A 20,448-nucleotide genomic window follows, 5' to 3' on the forward strand; every position below is an offset into this window, starting at 1 on the left:
GTGTCCTTAACGATCTGCGAGTGCGCGGCTCAGGGTAGGCCGACCAAATCAAAGCGCTTATCATAGCGGACCCGTCAACCCCCTGACAGAGCAAAGCGCCTGGCCGCATCGCTCTGCAGCAGCGGTCCTTCTCCGTTGCCGCGCCGCCCTGTTATTGCGGCGCGGTTTATTCCCTTCATAAGGAAGACTCCCAATGATCAAGCTCCACACCAACCACGGCGTCATCACCGTCAAACTGTACGAAGACAAAGCCCCAGAAACCACGGCCAACTTCAAGGAATACGTGAAGAGCGGTCACTACGACGGCACCATCTTCCATCGCGTGATCAGCAATTTCATGATCCAGGGCGGCGGGTTCGAGCCGGGCATGAAGCAGAAAGCTACCCGCGCACAGATCAAGAACGAAGCCAACAACGGGCTCTCCAACAAGGTCGGCACGTTGGCCATGGCGCGCACCATGGAGCCGCATTCGGCGTCCGCGCAGTTTTTCATCAACGTAAAGGACAACGACTTCCTGGATCACACCGCACCGACCGTTCAGGGCTGGGGCTATGCGGTATTCGGTGAGGTGGTCGAGGGCATGGACGTGGTCGAGAAGATCAAGGGCGTTTCCACCACCATGAAGTCCGGCCATCAGGACGTTCCGGTGGACGACGTGGTCATCGAGAAAGCCGAGATCGTCGAGTAAGCCTCGTTGATTCTGCTGATTTCAGATCTGCATCTCGAAGAAGAACGCCCGGACATCACCCGGGCGTTTCTTCGTTTTCTCGAAACTCGAGCAATCCAGGCCGAGGCGCTCTATATCCTCGGTGACTTTTTCGAGGTCTGGGTCGGCGACGACGGTATGACACCGTATCAGCACGAGATCGCCGCTGCCCTCCGCGTTCTGAGCGAAAGCGGAACCCGCATCTATCTGATGCACGGCAATCGCGACTTCATGATCGGCAAGGCGTTCTGTCGCGAGGCGGGCTGCACATTGCTACCTGATACGCACGTTGCCGAGCTCGGCGGCCAACGGGTCTTGCTGATGCACGGCGATACCCTCTGTACGCGCGATGAAGGCTATATGCGTCTACGACGGTGGCTGCGTAATCCCGCCAGCCTGTTCATCCTTCACCATTTGCCGCTCGCCAGACGCCAGAAGCTGGCGCAGAAACTGCGTTCGAGCAGCAAGGAAGAGACGCGCATGAAAGCCAGCGACATCGTCGACGTCACGCCTGATGAGGTCATTGATGTCATGCAGCGTCACGGCGTCCGGACCTTGATCCATGGCCATACTCACCGCCCAGCAAACCACAGGCTACAGGTTGTCGGTCAACCCGCTACGCGCATCGTCCTGGGCGACTGGGACCGACAAGGTTGGGCGCTACAGATCGATGAATCAGGCGCTCATCAGGCGCCGTTCGAACTGAGCTGAGCCGCTCAGGCGGCGACCGGAACGCCGCTATGGAAGCGAAACTCACTGTCGGCGCTTTCAATCAATTCGCGCTCACGCGCCCGCACTCGGACGATGGTCGCGTCGATGTCGACGGCGTCACCGTACAGATAAGCCAGCTTCAGATAATCCTGAAAATGCCGCGCTTCTGACTTGAGCAGGCCGTGATAGAACTTGCCGAGCTCCTCGTCCAGATGCGGCACCAGCATCGCGAAACGCTCGCACGAGCGGGCCTCGATGAACGCCCCGATCACCAGCGTATCGGTCAGTCGATAGGGCTCGTGATTGCGCACCAACTCCCGCAGACCCGCCGCATAGCGTGACGAGCCGATGTTTCGCAGACCAATGTCGCGCTTGCGAATAATGGAAAGCACCTGCTCGAAGTGCCGCAGCTCCTCTCTAGCCAAACGCGACATCTTGTTTTGCAGATCAGGCTTGTCGACATACCGGAACATAAGCTGAAAAGCGGCCCCGGCAGCTTTCTTCTCGCAGTTGCCGTGATCGATGAGCATCACGTCCTGGTTCTGCAGCGCAACCTCGACCCAGGCGGTCGGAGTGGCACAGCCAAGAAATTCGTTCAATTCGGGGAGCATGGGTGAGGTCTTGGTATTCGCAAAAAAGTGATGGATGCGGCGATCGACGTCAGCGCTGCCGCCAGCGGCGCATTATACGAAGCCAACGACAGACAGCCAGAGCTGCTTGATATGGATCAGTAGCCGGCGCGCTTGCGTTGTCTATAGTGAGTTCAACCGATATTGGAAACGGAGCCGATCATGCAAGCCATACGCCGTATCCTTGTGATAATTGACCCGAAACTTCCTGAAAACCTGGCTTTGAAGCGGGCGCGCCTCATTTCCAGCGTCAGCCAATCGGAGTTGCATCTACTCGTCTGCGATACCAAGCAGGATCACAACGCCTACCTCGCCAAAATCCGCACAGAACTGGAGGAGCAAGGGCACACCGTTACCACGCAGCAAGCCTGGCATGACAACCTGCATCACACGATCGTCACGGTGCAACAAGCTGAAGGCTGCGGTCTGGTAATCAAGCAACACGTGCCCGACAACCCACTGAAGCGCGCCTTGCTGACGCCCGATGACTGGAAGCTGCTGCGCTACTGCCCTTGTCCCGTGCTGATGGTCAAAACCGAGGCACCCTGGACCGGCGGCAATATTCTCGCCGCGGTGGACGTCGGTAACGCCGACATCGAACACCGTACGTTGCACTCGAGCATCATCAATCATGGTTACCAGATCGCCGCGCTTGCCGAAGGCAATTTGCATGTCATCAGCGCCCATCCTTCGCCGATGCTGTCGGCAGCCGATCCGGCTTTTCAACTGAAAGAAACTATCGAGGCACGCTATCGCAGCGCTTGCAAGCAATTCCAGGCCGACTACGGCATCCCCGATGGGCAGCTGCATATCGAGGAAGGCCCTGCGGATGCGCTGATCCCACGCGTCTGCCATCAAATTCAGGCCGTCGTGACGGTCATCGGCACGGTTGCCCGCACCGGTTTTTCCGGCGCGTTGATGGGCAATACCGCCGAGGTGGTACTCGATACGCTGGAAAGCGACGTGCTGGTTCTCAAACCGGAAGACATCATTGGCCACCTTGAGGAGCTGGTAGCCCATCGCTGATTCATATCCACCCGAGCGGAATACTGCCGCGCTTCCGGTGAAGGCAGAAACTCATTCAGCCGTATCGTTGAGAAACCGAGGCGCGATATAGCGCTGGTAATGCGCCTCGGAGAGCAGAAAAAACTCCCGATCGATGGCGTCGCGAAGTTCGGGAAGTGCCCACTCGCGAAACTCCGGCAGCAACACGACTCCATAAGCATCGAGCTGCTGAATAACCCGTGCGCCTCGAGCGATAAGCTGATAAGCCCAGCAATACGGTGACTGCTCCGCGACGAAGCGGATCTGCCGGCTTTCCAACTGGCGGCGAAGTAAATCGGCATCGAAGATCTCAAGTTTGGCGGCCATCACTTGCGCCAGGAGCAGCTCCAAACGCCGCCAGACGGAGCGCTTGCTCTCCTCGTCATAGGCATTCCAACTCACCACCTCATGGTGGAAGCGCTTGCAGCCACGGCAGACGAGATCACCATAAACAGTGGAACAGAGACCCACACAAGGGGTTTTGATGCGCTGGTTGGACATAGCGAGGGTGAGTCGATGAACAGCGCCGCATCTTAGACTTTTGTCCAAGCCAGGTCACGAATGAATCCACTGCAGCGCCTCTTTTCTGGCCGTGTACCCCGCGCCGCCCGGCGCTCCAGCAGGCTTTCGCGAACGCTCGACAGAACCCTCGATATTCGGGCGCCATGGCGTTTCACTTAACTTTACGGACCCATTCCAGTAGAATCGCTCCGCCGTTTTCGGCGCCACAATCCGTACGAAGCTGTTTTCAAAGCGTCACGAGCACAGTTGAACCGGTCATCCGTCGGGTGCGCAGATCCCTCTCTCCTGCGCACCCGACACGCCGCCGGCGTAAAACTTTGAAAACAGCTTCCGGATGCGCGTCCCGAGACACCCAAGGGACCAATGATGAGGGTATATAACTGTGCTTGAAGCCTATCGCAAACACGTAGAAGAGCGTGCCGCCCAGGGCGTCGTGCCCCAGCCGCTGAACGCCGAGCAGACCGCAGGCCTGGTCGAACTTCTGAAAAACCCGCCAGCCGGCGAAGAACAATTTCTCCTCGATCTGATCACCAACCGCGTCCCTGCGGGCGTGGACGAAGCAGCCTACGTCAAGGCTGGCTTCCTGGCCGCTATCGCCAAGGGCGAAGCCGCTTCACCACTGATCAGCAAGCAGCATGCCGTCGAGCTGCTGGGAACCATGCAAGGCGGTTACAACATCGTCACGCTGGTCGACCTTCTGGACGATCCTGAACTGTCCGATACCACCGCAGCGCAACTGAAGCACACCCTGCTGATGTTCGATGCCTTCCATGACGTGGCCGAGAAAGCCAAGGCCGGCAATGCCAACGCCAAGGCCGTAATGCAGTCCTGGGCCGAAGGCGAGTGGTTCAAGAACCGCGCCCCGGTTGCCGAAAAAATCACCCTGACCGTGTTCAAGGTGACCGGCGAAACCAACACCGATGACTTGTCGCCAGCGCCTGACGCCTGGTCGCGTCCGGACATCCCATTGCATGCCCTGGCCATGCTGAAAATGGCCCGCGACGGTATCAACCCCGACGTTCCCGGCTCGGTTGGTCCGCTCAAGCAGATGGAAGAACTGAAGACCAAAGGCTTCCCGGTCGCCTATGTCGGCGACGTGGTGGGTACTGGTTCTTCGCGTAAATCGGCTACCAACTCGGTGCTGTGGTTCTTCGGCGACGACATCCCGAACGTACCGAACAAGCGTGCAGGTGGCTTCTGCTTCGGCACCAAGATCGCCCCGATCTTCTACAACACCATGGAAGACGCCGGTGCACTGCCGATCGAGTTCGACTGCTCCGATCTGGCCATGGGCGACGTGATCGACGTTTACCCATACAAGGGTGAAGTTCGCCGCCACGATAGCGATGAGCTGGTTACCACCTTCGAACTGAAGACCGACGTTCTGCTCGACGAAGTGCGCGCCGGCGGCCGTATTCCGCTGATCATCGGCCGCGGCCTGACCGAAAAAGCCCGCGCCGAACTGGGCATGGGTCCATCGGATCTGTTCAAGAAGCCAGAAGCTCCCGCCGAGAGCAACAAGGGTTTCACCCTCGCGCAGAAGATGGTTGGCCGCGCCTGCGGTCTGCCGGAAGGCAAAGGCGTCCGTCCGGGCACCTACTGCGAACCGAAGATGACTACCGTCGGCTCTCAGGACACCACCGGCCCGATGACTCGCGACGAGCTGAAGGACCTGGCTTGCCTGGGCTTCTCGGCCGACCTGGTGATGCAGTCCTTCTGCCACACTGCCGCTTATCCGAAGCCGATCGACGTTACCACGCATCACACCCTGCCGGACTTCATCATGACCCGCGGCGGTGTTTCCCTGCGTCCGGGTGACGGCATCATCCACAGCTGGCTGAACCGCATGCTGCTGCCGGACACCGTAGGTACCGGCGGTGACTCGCACACCCGCTTCCCGATGGGCATCTCCTTCCCTGCCGGTTCCGGCCTGGTCGCGTTCGCCGCTGCTACCGGCGTCATGCCGCTGGACATGCCGGAATCGGTACTGGTTCGCTTCAAGGGCAAGATGCAGCCTGGCATCACCCTGCGTGACTTGGTTCATGCCATCCCCTACTACGCGATTCAGAAAGGTCTGCTGACCGTCGAGAAGAAGGGCAAGAAGAACATCTTCTCTGGCCGCATCCTCGAAATCGAAGGCCTGAACGACCTGACCGTCGAGCAAGCGTTCGAGCTGTCTGACGCCTCCGCTGAACGTTCCGCTGCAGGTTGCACCATCAAGCTGCCGGAAGGCGCGATTGCCGAGTACCTGCAGTCGAACATCACCCTGCTGCGCTGGATGATCAGCGAGGGCTACGGTGATGCGCGCACTCTGGAGCGCCGCGCACAAGCGATGGAGGCCTGGCTGGCCAAGCCGGAGCTGTTGGCTGCTGATGCTGACGCTGAATACGCCGAAGTTATCGAAATCGATCTGTCCGAAGTCACCGAGCCGGTTCTCTGCGCTCCGAACGACCCGGACGATGCCCGTCTGCTTTCCAGCGTACAGGGCGAGAAGATCGACGAAGTCTTCATCGGCTCCTGCATGACCAACATCGGTCACTTCCGTGCCGCCGGCAAACTGCTGGACAAGGTCGAAGGCTCGCTGCCGACTCGTCTGTGGCTATCGCCGCCGACCAAGATGGACCAGCATCAGTTGACCGAGGAAGGCTATTACGGCATCTACGGTCGCGCCGGTGCGCGTCTGGAAATGCCGGGCTGCTCGCTGTGCATGGGCAACCAGGCACGGGTAGAAACCGGCTCGACCGTGGTCTCCACTTCGACCCGTAACTTCCCGAACCGCCTGGGCGATGCGACCAACGTATACCTGGCTTCCGCCGAACTGGCGGCGGTCGCTTCGATTCTCGGCCGCCTGCCGACTGTTGAGGAATACTTGGTCTACGCCGCTCAGATCGACACCATGGCAGCGGACGTCTACCGCTACCTGAGCTTCGATCAGATCGCTGAGTTCCGCGAGTCCGCGGCCAAGGCAAGGATCGACGTAGTCGCTGTCTGACGCTGTAAAGATGGAAACAGCCCGCGTCGGCTAAATGCTGTTTCACTTAGCATTAGCCAATGCCGGGTCTCCTCGAAATCCGATGCCAAGCTTTGGCATCGGATTTTTTTTGCCTTACCAATAACGATGGTCCGGCCTGGGTAATCTGTCCGCGCCGATCGGAGTACTTCAGTCAGAACATTGCAGACCCCCGACCCGGTTAAACGGTATCTGCAAGGGAGTGGTGAGTCGGAACATAGAGCGCACCTGACAGGACTGTGGATTTTCTGAACGCGATTGGCTGCTGAGCCTGACTCGTACAAGCCAGAACGGCAGTAATTGCTATCTGTTCAAAAAACCTTGTCAGCGGGGAAGCGATCACTGCGGCAAAGGAGTTGCTGCGGAGGGATGTACAAAAACCGCCCAGGCATGCAAAGCCTGGACGGCCGCGTTTCAAAGACGCGGTAACGTTAACCGGTAACCGTAAAGCCGCTCCATTAACGTAAACAGCATTACGGCATAACCGGATGTTCGGTTCACTCGGGCATCTTCAACTCTTCAGGCGAGACGACAATGCCGTTGTTGTCGGCATAGAGGTATTCACCAGGACGAAAGGTCACGCCGCAGAAGGTCACCGGGATATTCAATTCACCGACACCACGCTTGTTGCTCTTCAACGGATGGCTGGCCAGTGCCTGCACGCCGAGATCGGTTTGCGCAACGATATCCACGTCGCGAATGCACCCGTAGATGACCAAGCCGTGCCAGCCGTTACGTGCAGCCTTCTCGGCGAGCATGTCGCCCAGCAAGGCGCAACGCAACGAACCACCACCATCGACGACCATCACCTTGCCAGTGCCGTCGAGCTCGACCTGCTCCTTGACCAGTGAGTTGTCCTCGAAGCACTTGACCGTGACGATCTGGCCACCAAAGGAGTCGCGACCGCCAAAGTTGCTGAAGATCGGCTCTACCACCTGAATCAAGTCAGGGTAGGCATCGCATAGATCAGGCGTGACATATTGCATGGGAATCTCCTCTCACCTTTGAAACCATCTTGGTTTAGTCGGCGTTCCGCTCGTCGTGAACCTAGCGAAGCGGACCAAGCAAAACCGCGATTCAACAAGCCGCCAAATAAGATATTGCGCATAGAAAAGGGCGGAATATCCGCCCTTTCGTCCCAGCCCCTGATCAGTCGATTTCGGCATCGGCCAGGAAGAACCAGGTGTCCAGCACGGAATCCGGATTCAGGGATACGCTTTCGATGCCCTGCTCCATCAGCCACTTGGCCAGATCAGGATGATCCGACGGGCCCTGCCCACATATTCCGATATATTTGCCCGCCTTGTTGCACGCCTGGATGGCGCTGGCCAGCAACTTCTTCACGGCAGGATTACGCTCGTCGAACAGATGAGCGATGATGCCGGAGTCACGATCAAGACCGAGCGCGAGCTGGGTCATGTCGTTGGAACCGATGGAGAATCCATCGAAGAACTCCAGGAACTCGTCGGCCAACAGCGCGTTGGAAGGCAGTTCGCACATCATGATGATGCGCAGACCATTCTCACCGCGCTTGAGGCCGAACTGGCCGAGAATGTCGATGACCTGCGAGGCCTCGCCAAGCGTACGTACGAAAGGGACCATCAGCTCGACGTTGGTCAGCCCCATGACGTCGCGGACCTTCTTCATCGCCCGGCATTCGAGCTCGAAGCAGTCGCGGAAGGATTCGCTGATGTAGCGCGAGGCGCCACGGAAGCCGAGCATCGGGTTCTCTTCTTCCGGCTCGTAAAGCTTGCCGCCGATCAGGTTGGCGTATTCGTTGGACTTGAAGTCCGACAGCCGCACGATGACTTTCTTCGGCCAGAACGCCGCAGCCAGCGTACTCACGCCTTCGACCAACTTCTCCACATAGAAATCGACCGGATCGCCATAACCGGCGATGCGCTTCTCGACGCTACTCTTCACATCCGTCGGCAGGCCGTCGAAATTCAGCAGCGCTTTGGGGTGCACACCGATCATGCGGTTAATGATGAATTCCAGGCGGGCCAGGCCCACGCCCTCGTTCGGCAACTGAGCGAAGTCGAATGCGCGATCCGGGTTGCCGACGTTCATCATGATCTTGAACGGCAGCTCCGGCATGGCGTCGATGGAGTTCTGACGGATATCGAAGCCTAGTTCGCCTTCGAAGATCAGGCCGGTGTCGCCTTCGGCGCAGGTAACGGTGACGCGCTGACCGTCCTTCAGCAGCTCGGTGGCATTGCCGCAACCCACGACAGCCGGGATGCCCAACTCACGCGCGATGATCGCCGCGTGGCAGGTACGACCGCCGCGGTTAGTGACGATAGCACTGGCGCGCTTCATCACCGGTTCCCAATCGGGATCGGTCATGTCCGATACAAGAACATCGCCCGGCTGAACCTTGTCCATTTCCGAGACGTCGCGAATGATCTTCACCGGACCTGCGCCGATGCGCTGGCCGATGGCACGGCCTTCGACCAGCACAGTGCCTTTTTCCTTGAGCAGGTAACGCTCCATGACGTTGGCGCTGGTGCGGCTTTTCACGGTCTCGGGGCGCGCTTGGACGATGTAAAGCTGGCCATCATCACCATCCTTGGCCCACTCGATATCCATCGGGCGACCGTAGTGTTTCTCGATGATCATCGCCTGGCGGGCCAGGTTGCTGACTTCTTCGTCTGTGAGACAGAAACGCATGCGTTCGGCCTGATCGACATCGACGGTCTTGACCGACTTGCCGGCGCTGGCTTCTTCGCCGTAGATCATCTTGATCGCCTTGCTACCGAGATTACGGCGCAAGATTGCCGGACGGCCCGCTTCGAGGGTGTGCTTGTGCACGTAGAATTCGTCGGGGTTTACCGCGCCCTGTACGACGGTCTCGCCCAGGCCATAGGCGCCAGTGATGAACACCACATCGCGGAAGCCGGACTCGGTGTCCAGCGTGAACATCACGCCAGCAGTACCGGTTTCGGAGCGCACCATGCGCTGCACGCCGGCGGACAGGGCGACCAGCTTGTGGTCGAAGCCCTGGTGCACGCGATAGGCAATGGCACGGTCATTGAACAGGGAGGCGAACACTTCCTTGGCAGCGCGGATCACGTTATCCACGCCACGAATATTGAGGAAAGTTTCCTGCTGACCTGCAAAGGAAGCATCGGGCAAGTCTTCCGCCGTTGCCGAAGAGCGCACCGCTACCGCCAGATTGTCGTTACCGGCGGACATCTCGGCGAAGGCTGCGCGGATATCGGCATCCAGCTGCTGAGGGAATTCAGCCTCCATGACCCAGCCGCGAATCTGAGCACCGGCCTTGGCCAGTGCATTCACGTCGTCTACGTCCAGCGCATCGAGGAGCGCATGGATCTGCTCGTTCAGGCCGCTGAGTTCCATGAAGTCACGATAGGCCTGTGCCGTAGTGGCGAAACCACCAGGTACCGAAACGCCCGCGCCAGCAAGGTTGCTGATCATCTCGCCTAGGGAGGCGTTCTTGCCCCCTACACGCTCAACGTCATGATTGCCGAGCTTATCGAGGGAAACTACGTACTCTACCAAGGTGCTCTCTCCACATTGTGTTGGAAACTCGGTCGGCTCCATCCGCGATCCGGTGGCCTGCCCCTGCAAAATGGGTGACAATGCCCGCCACTTGTGGCTCGGCGAAGGGGGCTACTATAGCTGAGAACCGTTCTTGACTTAAGGCCCCAGGTGCAATGAAACGAACTGCATTCTTCATATCCGACGGTACCGGCATCACGGCCGAAACACTTGGCCAGAGCCTGCTGGCACAGTTCGAAAACATCAGCTTCACCAAGCTGACTCGGCCATACATAGATACCGCCGACAAAGCGCGGCTGATGGTACAGCAAATCAATAAAGCGGCGGAAAGCGACGGCGCGCGCCCGATCATATTCGATACGCTGGTGAACCAGGAGATTCGCGACATCCTGGCCGAGTCCAATGGCTTCATGATCGACATCTTTTCGTCTTTCCTTGCTCCGCTGGAACATGAACTGATGTCACGTTCTTCCTATTCGGTCGGCAAATCCCATTCGATCAGCCATAACGCCAACTACATGGAGCGAATCGACGCGGTCAATTTCGCTCTGGATAACGATGACGGCGCCCGTACCCATTACTACGACAAAGCGGACCTGATTCTGGTTGGCGTCTCTCGGTGTGGCAAAACCCCGACCTGCCTGTATATGGCAATGCAGTACGGCATCCGGGCAGCCAACTACCCGCTGACCGAAGACGACATGGAGCGCCTGCAACTACCGACCGCTTTGAAAACTCACCGGGACAAGCTTTTCGGCCTGACCATCGACCCGGACCGCCTCACCGCCATTCGCAACGAACGCAAACCCAACAGCCGCTATGCGAGTTTCGCTCAGTGCGAATTCGAAGTACGCGAGGTGGAAAACCTGTTCCGCCGCGAGAACATCAATTACATCAATTCCACGCATTTCTCCGTTGAAGAAATATCCGCCAAGATCCTGGTGGAAAAAGGCGTCGAGCGCAGACTGAAATAAGCACCGCTTCGCTAGACAACAAAAAGCCTGATAGGTGCAACCGATAGCGGTTTTTTGAGTGATTCCTTCTGGAAGCAAAAAGCAGGACTGGCGGACAACGCGAAGCTAACCCCCTCTTTCATCCCGCCGAGGCTCGACCCAACAGCCTGCCTCGGCGGAGTACTTTCGGCTTTCTAGCCAAAGTGGCTCGGCTCAGAAGCAGTCGCCCGGCACGCGCACCCAACCCTCCATCAGGATGCGCGCGCTGCGGCTCATGACTGCTTTGGTCACTGTCCACTGACCATCTACCTGCTTCGCCTCGGCGCCGACCCGCAGGGTGCCGGATGGATGGCCGAAGCGCACCGCCTCGCGATCACCGCCACCGGCCGCCAGATTGACCAACGTACCCGGAACCGCCGCTGCCGTGCCGATCGCGACTGCACAGGTGCCCATCATGGCATGGTGCAGCTTGCCCATGGACAGCGCGCGCACCAGCAGGTCCACTTCGCCGGCCTCGATGGTCTTGCCGCTGGAAGCCACGTAGGTTTTCGGCTTGGAGACGAAGGCGACCTTTGGCGTGTGCTGGCGGGTCAGCGCTTCGTCCGCCGTCTTGATTAGCCCCATGCGCAACGCACCGGCCACGCGGATGGCCTCCAGACGCGCCAGCGCCTCGGGGTTGCCGTTGATATCCTCGCGCAGCTCCGTGCCCTGATAGCCAATGTCCTCGGCATTGACGAACACAGTGGGGATACCGGCGCTGATCATGGTCGCCTTCAACGCGCCGATGCCCGGCACCTCTAGTTCGTCGACCAGGTTGCCGGTGGGGAACATAGAGCCGCCCTCCTCGCCATCATCGGACGGGTCGAGAAATTCGAGCACGATTTCGGCCGCCGGAAAGGTCACGCCGTCCAGCTCGAAATCGCCGGTTTCCTGCACCTGGCCATTACTGACCGGCACATGGGCGATGATGGTCTTCTGGATATTGGCCTGCCAGATGCGAACCTCGCAGGTGCCGTTCTCGGGAATGCGCGTCGGATCAATCAGTCCGGCATGAATGGCGAAGGCGCCGGCACCGGTAGACAGATTGCCGCAGTTACCACTCCAATCGACGAACGCCTTGTCGATTGAAACCTGGCCGTAGAGGTAATCCACGTCGTGATCGGGCTGGTTGCTCTTCGAGAGGATCACGCACTTGCTGGTGCTGGAGGTGGCGCCGCCCATGCCGTCGATATGCGCGGCATAAGGATCTGGGCCGCCGATCACGCGCATGAACAGCTTGTCGCGGGCTGCGCCTGGAAGCTGGCAGCGCTCGGGAAGGTCCTGCAGGCGGAAGAACACGCCCTTGCTGGTGCCGCCACGCATATAGGTAGCGGGAATCTTGGTCTGGGACACACAAGCCATAAAGAGTTCTCATGAAACGTTGCCGCCACGGCGGCAACGGGAATGGAATGCGGTCTCTGCCAGACCGATCTTTCTGCTGTCGTCGACAGCAGGAGATCGATCAGCGAAAACGCGCTCAGGCCTGCCCTAGGAAATCCTTGGCAAAGCGCTGCAGCACGCCTCCCGCATCGTAGACCGACACTTCGTCGGCAGTATCCAGACGGCAGGTCACCGGCACTTCGACGCTCTCACCGTTACGACGATGAATGACCAGCGTCAGCGTTGCGCGCGGCGTACGCTCGCCGATCACGTCATAGGTCTCGGTGCCGTCTATCCCTAAGGTCTTGCGGTCGGTGCCCGGCTTGAACTCCAGAGGCAACACGCCCATGCCTACTAGGTTGGTGCGGTGGATGCGCTCGAAGCCTTCGGCGACGATGGCCTCCACACCCGCCAGGCGCACGCCCTTGGCCGCCCAGTCACGGGACGAACCCTGACCGTAGTCGGCGCCAGCGACGATGATCAGCGGCTGCTTGCGGTTCATGTAGGTTTCGATGGCTTCCCACATGCGCATGACGGTGCCTTCCGGCTCGACGCGCGCCAGCGAACCCTTCTTCACCTGTCCATCGACGACGGCCATTTCATTGACCAGCTGCGGATTGGCGAAGGTGGCGCGTTGCGCCGTGAGGTGGTCGCCCCGGTGAGTCGCGTAGGAATTGAAGTCCTCTTCCGGCAGGCCCATCTTGTGCAGGTATTCGCCAGCGGCGCTATCCAGCAGGATGGCGTTGGATGGCGATAGGTGGTCGGTGGTGATGTTGTCCGGCAGCACCGCCAGCGGGCGCATGCCCTTGAGCGTGCGCTCGCCTGCCAACGCGCCTTCCCAGTACGGCGGACGGCGGATGTAGGTGGACATCGGGCGCCAGTCGTACAGCGGGCTTTCGGCCTCTTCCACATTGCCCAGGTCAAACATCGGAATGTAGACCTGATGGAACTGCTCAGGCTTGACCGAGGCTGCGACGATGGCGTCGATCTCCTCGTCACTCGGCCACAGATCCTTGAGGGTGACAGGGTTGCCTTGGGCGTCATGGCCCAGCACATCCTGCTCGATATCGAAGCGCACGGTGCCGGCGATGGCATAGGCGACCACCAGCGGCGGCGAGGCGAGGAACGCCTGCTTGGCATAGGGATGGATGCGGCCGTCGAAGTTGCGGTTGCCGGACAATACGGCCGTGGCGTACAGGTCGCGGTCGATGATTTCCTGCTGGATTTTCGGGTCCAGCGCACCAGACATGCCGTTACAGGTGGTGCAGGCGTAGCCAACGATGCCGAAGCCGAGCTTTTCCAGCTCCGGCAGCAGGCCGGCTTCTTCCAGGTACAACTTGGCGACTTTGGAGCCCGGCGCGAAGGATGTCTTGACCCAAGGTTTGCGCAGCAGGCCCAGTTCATTGGCCTTCTGCGCCACCAGACCGGCCGCGACCACGTTACGCGGGTTGGAGGTGTTGGTGCAGCTGGTGATGGCGGCAATGATCACCGCGCCTTCGGGCATTAGGCCTTTGGCTTCTTCCGCCTGGGCAGCCGCCAGTTGAGCGTCGCTGGCGATACCACGCTCCTGCAGCGCACTGGTCGGCAGGCGGCGATGCGGGTTGGACGGGCCGGCCAGGTTGCGCACCACGGTCGACAGATCGAACTCCAGCACGCGCTCGTATTCGGCGCTGATCAGCGCATCGGCCCAGAGGCCGGTGGTTTTCGCGTAATTCTCGACTAGCGCCACCTGCTCCGGCTCGCGACCGGTGAGTTTGAGGTAATCGATGGTCTGCTGATCGATATAGAACATCGCCGCCGTGGCGCCATACTCGGGGCACATGTTGGAGATGGTGGCGCGGTCGCCGATGGACAGGCTGTCGGCACCTTCGCCGAAGAACTCCACCCAGGCCCCGACCACGCGCTCGTTGCGCAGGAACTCGGTCAGCGCCAGGACAATATCGGTAGCGGTGATACCGGGCTGACGCTTGCCGGTCAACCGGACGCCGACGATATCGGGCAGGCGCATCATGGAGGGGCGGCCGAGCATGACGGTCTCGGCTTCCAGGCCGCCGACACCGACGGCGATCACGCCCAGGGCATCGACGTGAGGGGTGTGGGAATCGGTGCCGACGCAGGTATCCGGGAAGGCGACGCCGCCGCGCGCCTGGATTACCGGGCTCATCTTCTCCAAGTTGATCTGGTGCATGATGCCGTTGCCGGCCGGGATCACATCGACGTTCTTGAATGCAGTCTTGGTCCACTCGATGAAGTGGAAGCGGTCTTCGTTGCGACGCTCTTCCACCGCACGGTTCTTCTCGAAGGCATCCGGATCGAAGCCGGCATGTTCCACCGCCAACGAGTGATCGACGATCAGTTGGGTCGGCACCACCGGGTTGACCTTGGCTGGATCACCGCCCTGCTCCGCGATCGCATCGCGCAGACCGGCCAGGTCCACCAGCGCGGTCTGGCCGAGAATGTCGTGGCAGACCACGCGGGCCGGGTACCAGGGAAAGTCTAGGTCGCGCTTGCGCTCGATGATCTGTTTCAGCGAATCGGTCAGCATCGCCGGCTCGCAGCGACGCACCAGCTGTTCGGCCAGCACGCGGGAAGTATAGGGCAGCGTGTCGTAGGCGCCCGGCTGGATCGCTTCGATTGCCTCGCGGGTGTCGAAGTAGTCAAGCACGGTGCCAGGCAGGAGTTTGCGGTGTTCTGTATTCATGCCGGAAGAACTCAATCAGAAATGTTCCGTAAAGCAAGGAAGGGAAGCCCTTGCGGGCCTCCCCTCTTCCGATCAGCGCTCGGCGATCGGTACGACCTTGCGCTGTTCCGGACCGATGTAATCGGCGCTCGGCCGAATGATCCGGTTGTTGCTGCGTTGTTCGAACACATGGGACGCCCAGCCGGTGACACGCGAGCAGACGAAGATCGGCGTGAACAGCTTGGTGGGGATGCCCATGAAGTGATAGGCCGAAGCGTGGTAGAAGTCGGCGTTGGGGAAGAGCTTCTTCTGCTCCCACATGGTCTCATCGACAGCTACCGATACCGGATACAGCACGGTATCGCCGACTTCCTCGGCCAATTTCTTAGCCCAGACCTTGATGACTTCGTTGCGGGGATCGGAAACGCTGTAGATGGCGTGACCGAAGCCCATGATCTTTTCCTTGCGCTCGAGCATGCCCAACAGGCCTTCGCGTGCCTCTTCGGGAGTATTGAAGCGCTCGATCAGCTCCATGGCCGCCTCGTTGGCGCCGCCATGCAGCGGGCCACGCAGCGAACCGATGGCGCCGGTCACGCAGGAGTACAGGTCGGAGAGGGTCGAAGCACAGACCCGCGCGGTGAAGGTCGAGGCGTTGAACTCGTGCTCGGCATAGAGGATCAGCGAGACGTTCATCACCCGGACGTGAAGGTCGCTCGGCTTCTTGCCGTGCAGCAGCGCGAGGAAATGCCCGCCCAGGGTGTCTTCGTCGCTGGTGCACTCGATGCGTACGCCGTCGTGGGTGAAGCGATACCAGTAGCACATGATCGCCGGGAATGCGGCCATCAGGCGCTCGGCGACGTCACGCTGCTGCTCGAAGCTGACTTCCGGCTCCAGAGTGCCGAGCACCGAAGCGCCGGTACGCATGACATCCATCGGATGAGCGCTGGCCGGTATGCGCTCCAGCACTTCCTTCAGCGCCTGCGGCAGATCGCGTAGCGTCTTCAGCCGGTTCTTGTAAGCCGCCAGTTGCTCGACATTGGGCAGCTCCCCGTGGAATAGCAGGTAGGCCACTTCCTCGAAATCGGCCACGGCAGCCAGATCGCGAACGTCATAACCGCGATAGGTCAGACCGGCGCCTTCCTTGCCGACGGTACACAAAGCGGTCTGTCCAGCGATCTGACCGCGCAGGCCCGCCCCGCTCAATACTTTTGCTTCAGCCATGGTTATCTCCTTATTGGATTTATTCTGGATATCGCACATCGGTGGAAGGCTCCGACGGTTCTGCCGGAACCGGACGCGCTCAGCTCTTCTTCTGAGCGAACAACGCATCGAGGCTCTGCTCGAAAGCGTGGTAGTTGATGCGGTCGTACAGCTCCATGCGGGTCTGCATGGTATCGATCACGTTCTTCTGCGTGCCGTCACGGCGCAGCGCGGTGTAGACGTTCTCCGCCGCCTTGTTCATGGCGCGGAAGGCCGATAGCGGATAGAGCACCAGAGAGACGTCGACGCTGGCCAGCTCCTCGGTGGTATACAGCGGCGTCGCTCCAAACTCGGTGATATTGGCCAGGATCGGCGCATTCACGCGATCGGCGAACGTCTTGTACATCGACAGCTCGGTGATGGCCTCCGGAAAGATCATGTCGGCGCCCGCCTCGATGCAGGCTTGGGCACGCTCAAGGGCGGACTCCAGCCCCTCCACTGCCAGCGCATCGGTGCGCGCCATGATCACGAAGCTGTCATCAGTGCGCGCATCCACCGCCGCCTTGATGCGGTCAACCATCTCCTGCTGGGAGACGATCTCCTTGTTCGGGCGATGGCCGCAGCGCTTGGCGCCAACTTGGTCCTCGATATGGATCGCCGCCGCGCCGAACTTGATCATCGACTTGACGGTACGCGCCACGTTGAAGGCCGAGGAGCCGAAACCGGTGTCGACATCCACCAGCAGCGGCAGATCGCAGACATCGGTGATGCGGCGCACATCGGTCAGCACGTCGTCGAGCCCGGTGATGCCGAGATCCGGCAGTCCCAACGAACCGGCCGCGACACCGCCACCGGACAGGTAAATGGCCTTGAAGCCGGCGCGCTTGGCCAGCAGCGCATGGTTGGCATTGATCGCGCCGACGACCTGCAGCGGGTGCTCACTGGCCACGGCGTCACGGAAACGCTGACCGGCAGTAGGAAGAGTCATGCATTGCCCCTTTCATATGGTATTTGTTCGAGAACGCCCTGGAAGTGACGCTCGACGTTGCGCTTGGAAGCCGCGATATGGCGGCGCATCAGCAGCTCCGCCAATTCGCCATCGCGCTCGGCGATGGCATCGAGGATTCGGTGATGTTCGGCGAAGGCCTGATGCGGCCGGTTCGGCGTGGTGGAAAACTGGATGCGATACATGCGCACCAGCTGATAAAGCTCGTCGCAGAGCAACTTGGCCAGGGTGCGATTGCCACTGCCTTGGATGATCCGGTAGTGAAAATCGAAATCGCCTTCCTGCTGGTAATAACCGACGCCCGCCTGGAAGGCCTCATCGCGCTCATGCGTGCTCAGCACGCGCCGCAGCTCTTCGATCTCGGCGTCGCTCATGCGCTCGGCGGCCAGCCGACAGGCCATGCCCTCCAGGGATTCGCGGATCTCGTAGAGCTCGATCAGCTCGGCATGGCTGAGGGAAACAACCCGTGCGCCCACATGGGGAATCCGCACTAGCAGCTTCTGCCCTTCCAGGCGGTGGATCGCCTCGCGCAACGGCCCACGACTGATGCCATAGGTGCGCGCCAGCTCCGGCTCGGAAATCTTGCTGCCGGGTGCGATATCGCCCTTGACGATGGCCGCCTGAATCAGCCGGAACACGTGTTCGGACAGGGTTCCGCTATCTAATTGATCAGAACGGAGGTTTTCGACGGTATCGAGCATATTGTTGACACCACGGATAACAATTGCCGATAAATTACGCCATTAATCGCGAGATGGTCAATGGGACGAAAGTAGATTGTCGACAATACGGCCAGCGAGGCGCGATTGGTATCGATGACTTTACGCGCCCGAGCTCAAGGCATAAGCCTAGTCGGGGGAACGAACGGCCATGTAGAATGCGCCGGTATTCCGCGCCTGGCGCTCGCCTCGCCATGCCCTCCTAGCTCACGGGCTGCCGTTTCGCCCATGCTTTCCGACTCGACTAATCCTGGACCTATGAGCGCCAAACCCTTCCTTCTGTCGCTGTGCCTTCTGGCCTCCCCGCTCTTCGCCCAGGCGGATGGCAAAACCATCTATGGCCTGAACGAACATGTCGCTCTACCCGACTTTGGTATCGAGCTGCCTGCGAAACTCGATACGGGCGCGCAGACCGCCTCGCTCAGCGCGCGCGATATCGAAAACTTCAAGCGCAAAGGGAAGGAATGGGTTCGCTTCTACCTCGCCGTCGACGAGGCTCATGACCACCCGATCGAGCTGCCGCTGCAGCGCATCAGCAAGATCAAACGTCGCGCTGGAGACTTCGATCCAGAAGAAGAAAAAACCTATACACCGCGCCCCGTCGTGGAGCTCGAGCTGTGCATGGGCAAGGCCAAACGCAGCATTGAAGTGAACCTCACGGACAGAAGTGCATTCCAATATCCACTTTTAATAGGTTCCGATGCGCTTACTCGCTTCGGTGCCTTGGTCGATCCAAGCCTTAAGTACGCTGCTGGCAAACCCGGCTGCATTATCGAATCCGACGCTGACGAGTAATTCCATGCGCGCCCTTACCCTGCATCTCAAAGTCCTGATTTTCCTGCTCGTCACGCTGGGCATCGCGATCACCGCGTACCAGATTTTCGTCCTCGGCATCCCGATTACCGAAGACGAAACCGATGACCTATGGAATATCGACGCCAAAGTCGAGTTCCAGGCCAGCCCGCGCGAGCCCGTGAAGCTGCAGATGTACGTACCTCCGCTGAACCAGGAGTTCGTCAGCCTCAACGAAAGCTTCATCTCCAACAATTACGGTGTCAGCATCAACCGCGCCGACGGCAACCGTCGTGTCACCTGGTCGGCGCGGCGCGCCAGTGGTAATCAGACGCTCTACTACCGCCTGGTGCTCACCAGACGCTACAGCGGCGAACAAACCGCGGCCACCGGCCCGATCTTCCGCGACAGCATTCCGGTCGAAGGGGCCGAAAAAATTGCTGCCGAGGCCCTGCTCTCACCGATCCGCCAGCATTCGGCCGATGTCGAGACCTTCATCAGCGAAGCCATCAAGCGTGTAAACAATGTCGATGATGACAACGTTAAGCTGCTGCTCGGCGGCGACTCGTCGACCCCGAACAAGGCCCGCGTGATCGATTTGCTGCTGTCCATCGCCCATGTTCCGATGGAGCGCGTGCATACCGTTCGACTGCTCGCCGATATGGCGCAAACGCCCGAGCTCTGGCTGCGCAGCTTCAACGGTGACAAATGGTTGTATTTCAATCCGGAAACCGGCGAGCAGGGTCTGCCGAAGGATCGTCTGGTCTGGTGGACCGGTGGCGAACCGCTCCTGACTCTCGAAGGTGGGCGTAACGCACAGGTGACGTTCACCCTCAACAGCAGCGAGATGAACGCCATTCGCCTGGCGAAGCTGACGGACGAAAACACCGACGCGGACTTCCTCGAATATTCGCTGTATGGCCTGCCGCTGCAGACTCAGCAGACCTACCAGATCATGATCATGATCCCGATCGGCGTACTGGTGATTCTGATTCTGCGCAACCTCGGCGGCCTGCAGACGCTGGGCACCTTCACCCCGGTACTGATCGCCCTGGCCTTCCGTGAAACCCAGATTGGCTTCGGCATCATTCTGTTTACCCTCATTACCGCGCTTGGTCTGTCCCTACGCTCTTATCTCGAACACCTCAAGCTGCAAATGCTGCCGCGTCTCTCGGTCGTACTCACGTTCGTCGTCGTGTTGATTGCAGTGATCAGCCTGCTGAGCCACAAACTTGGATTGGAGCGCGGACTCTCCGTCTCGCTGTTCCCGATGGTGATCCTGACCATGACCATCGAGCGCCTGTCGATCACCTGGGAAGAACGCGGTGGCGGTCATGCCTTCAAGGTGGCGGTCGGCACCCTGATCGCGGCAAGCCTGGCGTTCATGCTGATGAACATCCCGGAACTGACCTACTTCATCTTCACCTTCCCGGCAGTGCTGCTGATCATGGTGGGCTTCATGCTGGCTATGGGTCGCTATCGTGGCTACCGCCTGACCGAGCTGTTCCGTTTCAAAGCCTTTCTGAAGGATTGAG

Annotated in this window: 16 protein-coding genes; 7 read left to right on the forward strand and 9 right to left on the reverse strand. The window is 59.8% G+C overall.

Features of this window, described 5'->3' with window-relative positions; translation table 11 throughout:
• Positions 1-193: 193 nt before the first annotated feature.
• Both GYM54_RS03835 and lpxH read left to right on the forward strand, forming a co-directional pair.
• The gene (locus GYM54_RS03835) at positions 194-688 is read left to right on the forward strand and encodes a peptidylprolyl isomerase (RefSeq protein ID WP_131648904.1); all 495 of its coding nucleotides are present in this window, start codon (positions 194-196) and stop codon (positions 686-688) included.
• A gap of 6 nt (positions 689-694) precedes the next feature.
• A complete protein-coding gene (gene lpxH / locus GYM54_RS03840) occupies positions 695-1,417 on the forward strand; it encodes a UDP-2,3-diacylglucosamine diphosphatase (protein ID WP_197445110.1) in 723 nt (240 codons plus the stop codon).
• Between the two features lie 5 nt (positions 1,418-1,422).
• Here the strand turns inward: lpxH and GYM54_RS03845 are convergent, their stop codons facing one another.
• Positions 1,423-2,028 carry a tRNA-(ms[2]io[6]A)-hydroxylase gene (locus tag GYM54_RS03845; RefSeq protein ID WP_181104026.1) on the reverse strand — a complete coding sequence of 202 codons (606 nt, stop codon included), beginning with the start codon at positions 2,026-2,028 and terminating at the stop codon, positions 1,423-1,425.
• Positions 2,029-2,208: 180 nt separating this feature from the next.
• On the opposite strand from GYM54_RS03845, the gene GYM54_RS03850 reads away from it, so the two are divergent.
• Positions 2,209-3,072: a universal stress protein gene (locus GYM54_RS03850; RefSeq protein ID WP_181104028.1), complete on the forward strand. Its 864-nt coding sequence runs from the start codon at positions 2,209-2,211 to the stop codon at positions 3,070-3,072.
• 51 nt (positions 3,073-3,123) lie between these two features.
• On the opposite strand, the gene GYM54_RS03855 is transcribed toward GYM54_RS03850, so the two are convergent.
• The gene (locus tag GYM54_RS03855; protein WP_131648908.1) at positions 3,124-3,591 is read right to left on the reverse strand and encodes a DUF1289 domain-containing protein; all 468 of its coding nucleotides are present in this window, start codon (positions 3,589-3,591) and stop codon (positions 3,124-3,126) included.
• A gap of 403 nt (positions 3,592-3,994) precedes the next feature.
• Between GYM54_RS03855 and acnB the strand changes: the two genes are divergently transcribed.
• On the forward strand, positions 3,995-6,604 hold the full coding sequence (gene acnB, locus GYM54_RS03860; RefSeq protein ID WP_181104030.1) for a bifunctional aconitate hydratase 2/2-methylisocitrate dehydratase: 2,610 nt from the start codon (positions 3,995-3,997) through the stop codon (positions 6,602-6,604).
• A gap of 515 nt (positions 6,605-7,119) precedes the next feature.
• Here the strand turns inward: acnB and rraA are convergent.
• Together rraA and ppsA are read right to left on the reverse strand one after the other, a co-directional pair.
• Positions 7,120-7,608, reverse strand: a complete 489-nt coding sequence (rraA, locus tag GYM54_RS03865) for a ribonuclease E activity regulator RraA (protein ID WP_197445111.1) — start codon at positions 7,606-7,608, stop codon at positions 7,120-7,122.
• A gap of 163 nt (positions 7,609-7,771) precedes the next feature.
• On the reverse strand, positions 7,772-10,144 hold the full coding sequence (ppsA, locus tag GYM54_RS03870; protein WP_197445112.1) for a phosphoenolpyruvate synthase: 2,373 nt from the start codon (positions 10,142-10,144) through the stop codon (positions 7,772-7,774).
• Positions 10,145-10,299: 155 nt separating this feature from the next.
• On the opposite strand from ppsA, the gene GYM54_RS03875 reads away from it, so the two are divergent.
• Positions 10,300-11,118: a pyruvate, water dikinase regulatory protein gene (locus GYM54_RS03875; protein WP_131648912.1), complete on the forward strand. Its 819-nt coding sequence runs from the start codon at positions 10,300-10,302 to the stop codon at positions 11,116-11,118.
• Positions 11,119-11,310: 192 nt separating this feature from the next.
• Here the strand turns inward: GYM54_RS03875 and prpF are convergent, their stop codons facing one another.
• The 5 genes from prpF to GYM54_RS03900 all read right to left on the reverse strand — a co-directional run bounded on the left by prpF (position 11,311) and on the right by GYM54_RS03900 (position 18,103).
• Entirely contained in the window at positions 11,311-12,498 is a 1,188-nt protein-coding gene (gene prpF / locus GYM54_RS03880) for a 2-methylaconitate cis-trans isomerase PrpF (protein ID WP_197445113.1), read from the reverse strand.
• Between the two features lie 115 nt (positions 12,499-12,613).
• Positions 12,614-15,217 carry a Fe/S-dependent 2-methylisocitrate dehydratase AcnD gene (acnD, locus tag GYM54_RS03885; protein WP_197445114.1) on the reverse strand — a complete coding sequence of 868 codons (2,604 nt, stop codon included), beginning with the start codon at positions 15,215-15,217 and terminating at the stop codon, positions 12,614-12,616.
• A gap of 72 nt (positions 15,218-15,289) precedes the next feature.
• Positions 15,290-16,417, reverse strand: a complete 1,128-nt coding sequence (prpC, locus tag GYM54_RS03890; protein WP_197445115.1) for a 2-methylcitrate synthase — start codon at positions 16,415-16,417, stop codon at positions 15,290-15,292.
• A 79-nt stretch (positions 16,418-16,496) separates the two neighbouring features.
• A complete protein-coding gene (gene prpB / locus GYM54_RS03895; protein ID WP_131648916.1) occupies positions 16,497-17,384 on the reverse strand; it encodes a methylisocitrate lyase in 888 nt (295 codons plus the stop codon).
• Positions 17,381-18,103, reverse strand: a complete 723-nt coding sequence (locus GYM54_RS03900; RefSeq protein WP_197445116.1) for a GntR family transcriptional regulator — start codon at positions 18,101-18,103, stop codon at positions 17,381-17,383. The genes prpB and GYM54_RS03900 overlap by 4 nt, the downstream gene beginning before the upstream one ends.
• Before the next feature lie 276 nt (positions 18,104-18,379).
• On the opposite strand from GYM54_RS03900, the gene GYM54_RS03905 reads away from it, so the two are divergent.
• The gene (locus GYM54_RS03905) at positions 18,380-18,916 is read left to right on the forward strand and encodes an ATP-dependent zinc protease (protein ID WP_181104059.1); all 537 of its coding nucleotides are present in this window, start codon (positions 18,380-18,382) and stop codon (positions 18,914-18,916) included.
• A gap of 4 nt (positions 18,917-18,920) precedes the next feature.
• A complete protein-coding gene (locus GYM54_RS03910; RefSeq protein WP_131648918.1) occupies positions 18,921-20,447 on the forward strand; it encodes an inactive transglutaminase family protein in 1,527 nt (508 codons plus the stop codon).
• The last annotated feature ends 1 nt before the right edge of the window (position 20,448 follow it).

Source organism: Pseudomonas sp. MTM4, from assembly GCF_019355055.1.
Classification (GTDB): Bacteria; Pseudomonadota; Gammaproteobacteria; order Pseudomonadales; family Pseudomonadaceae; genus Stutzerimonas.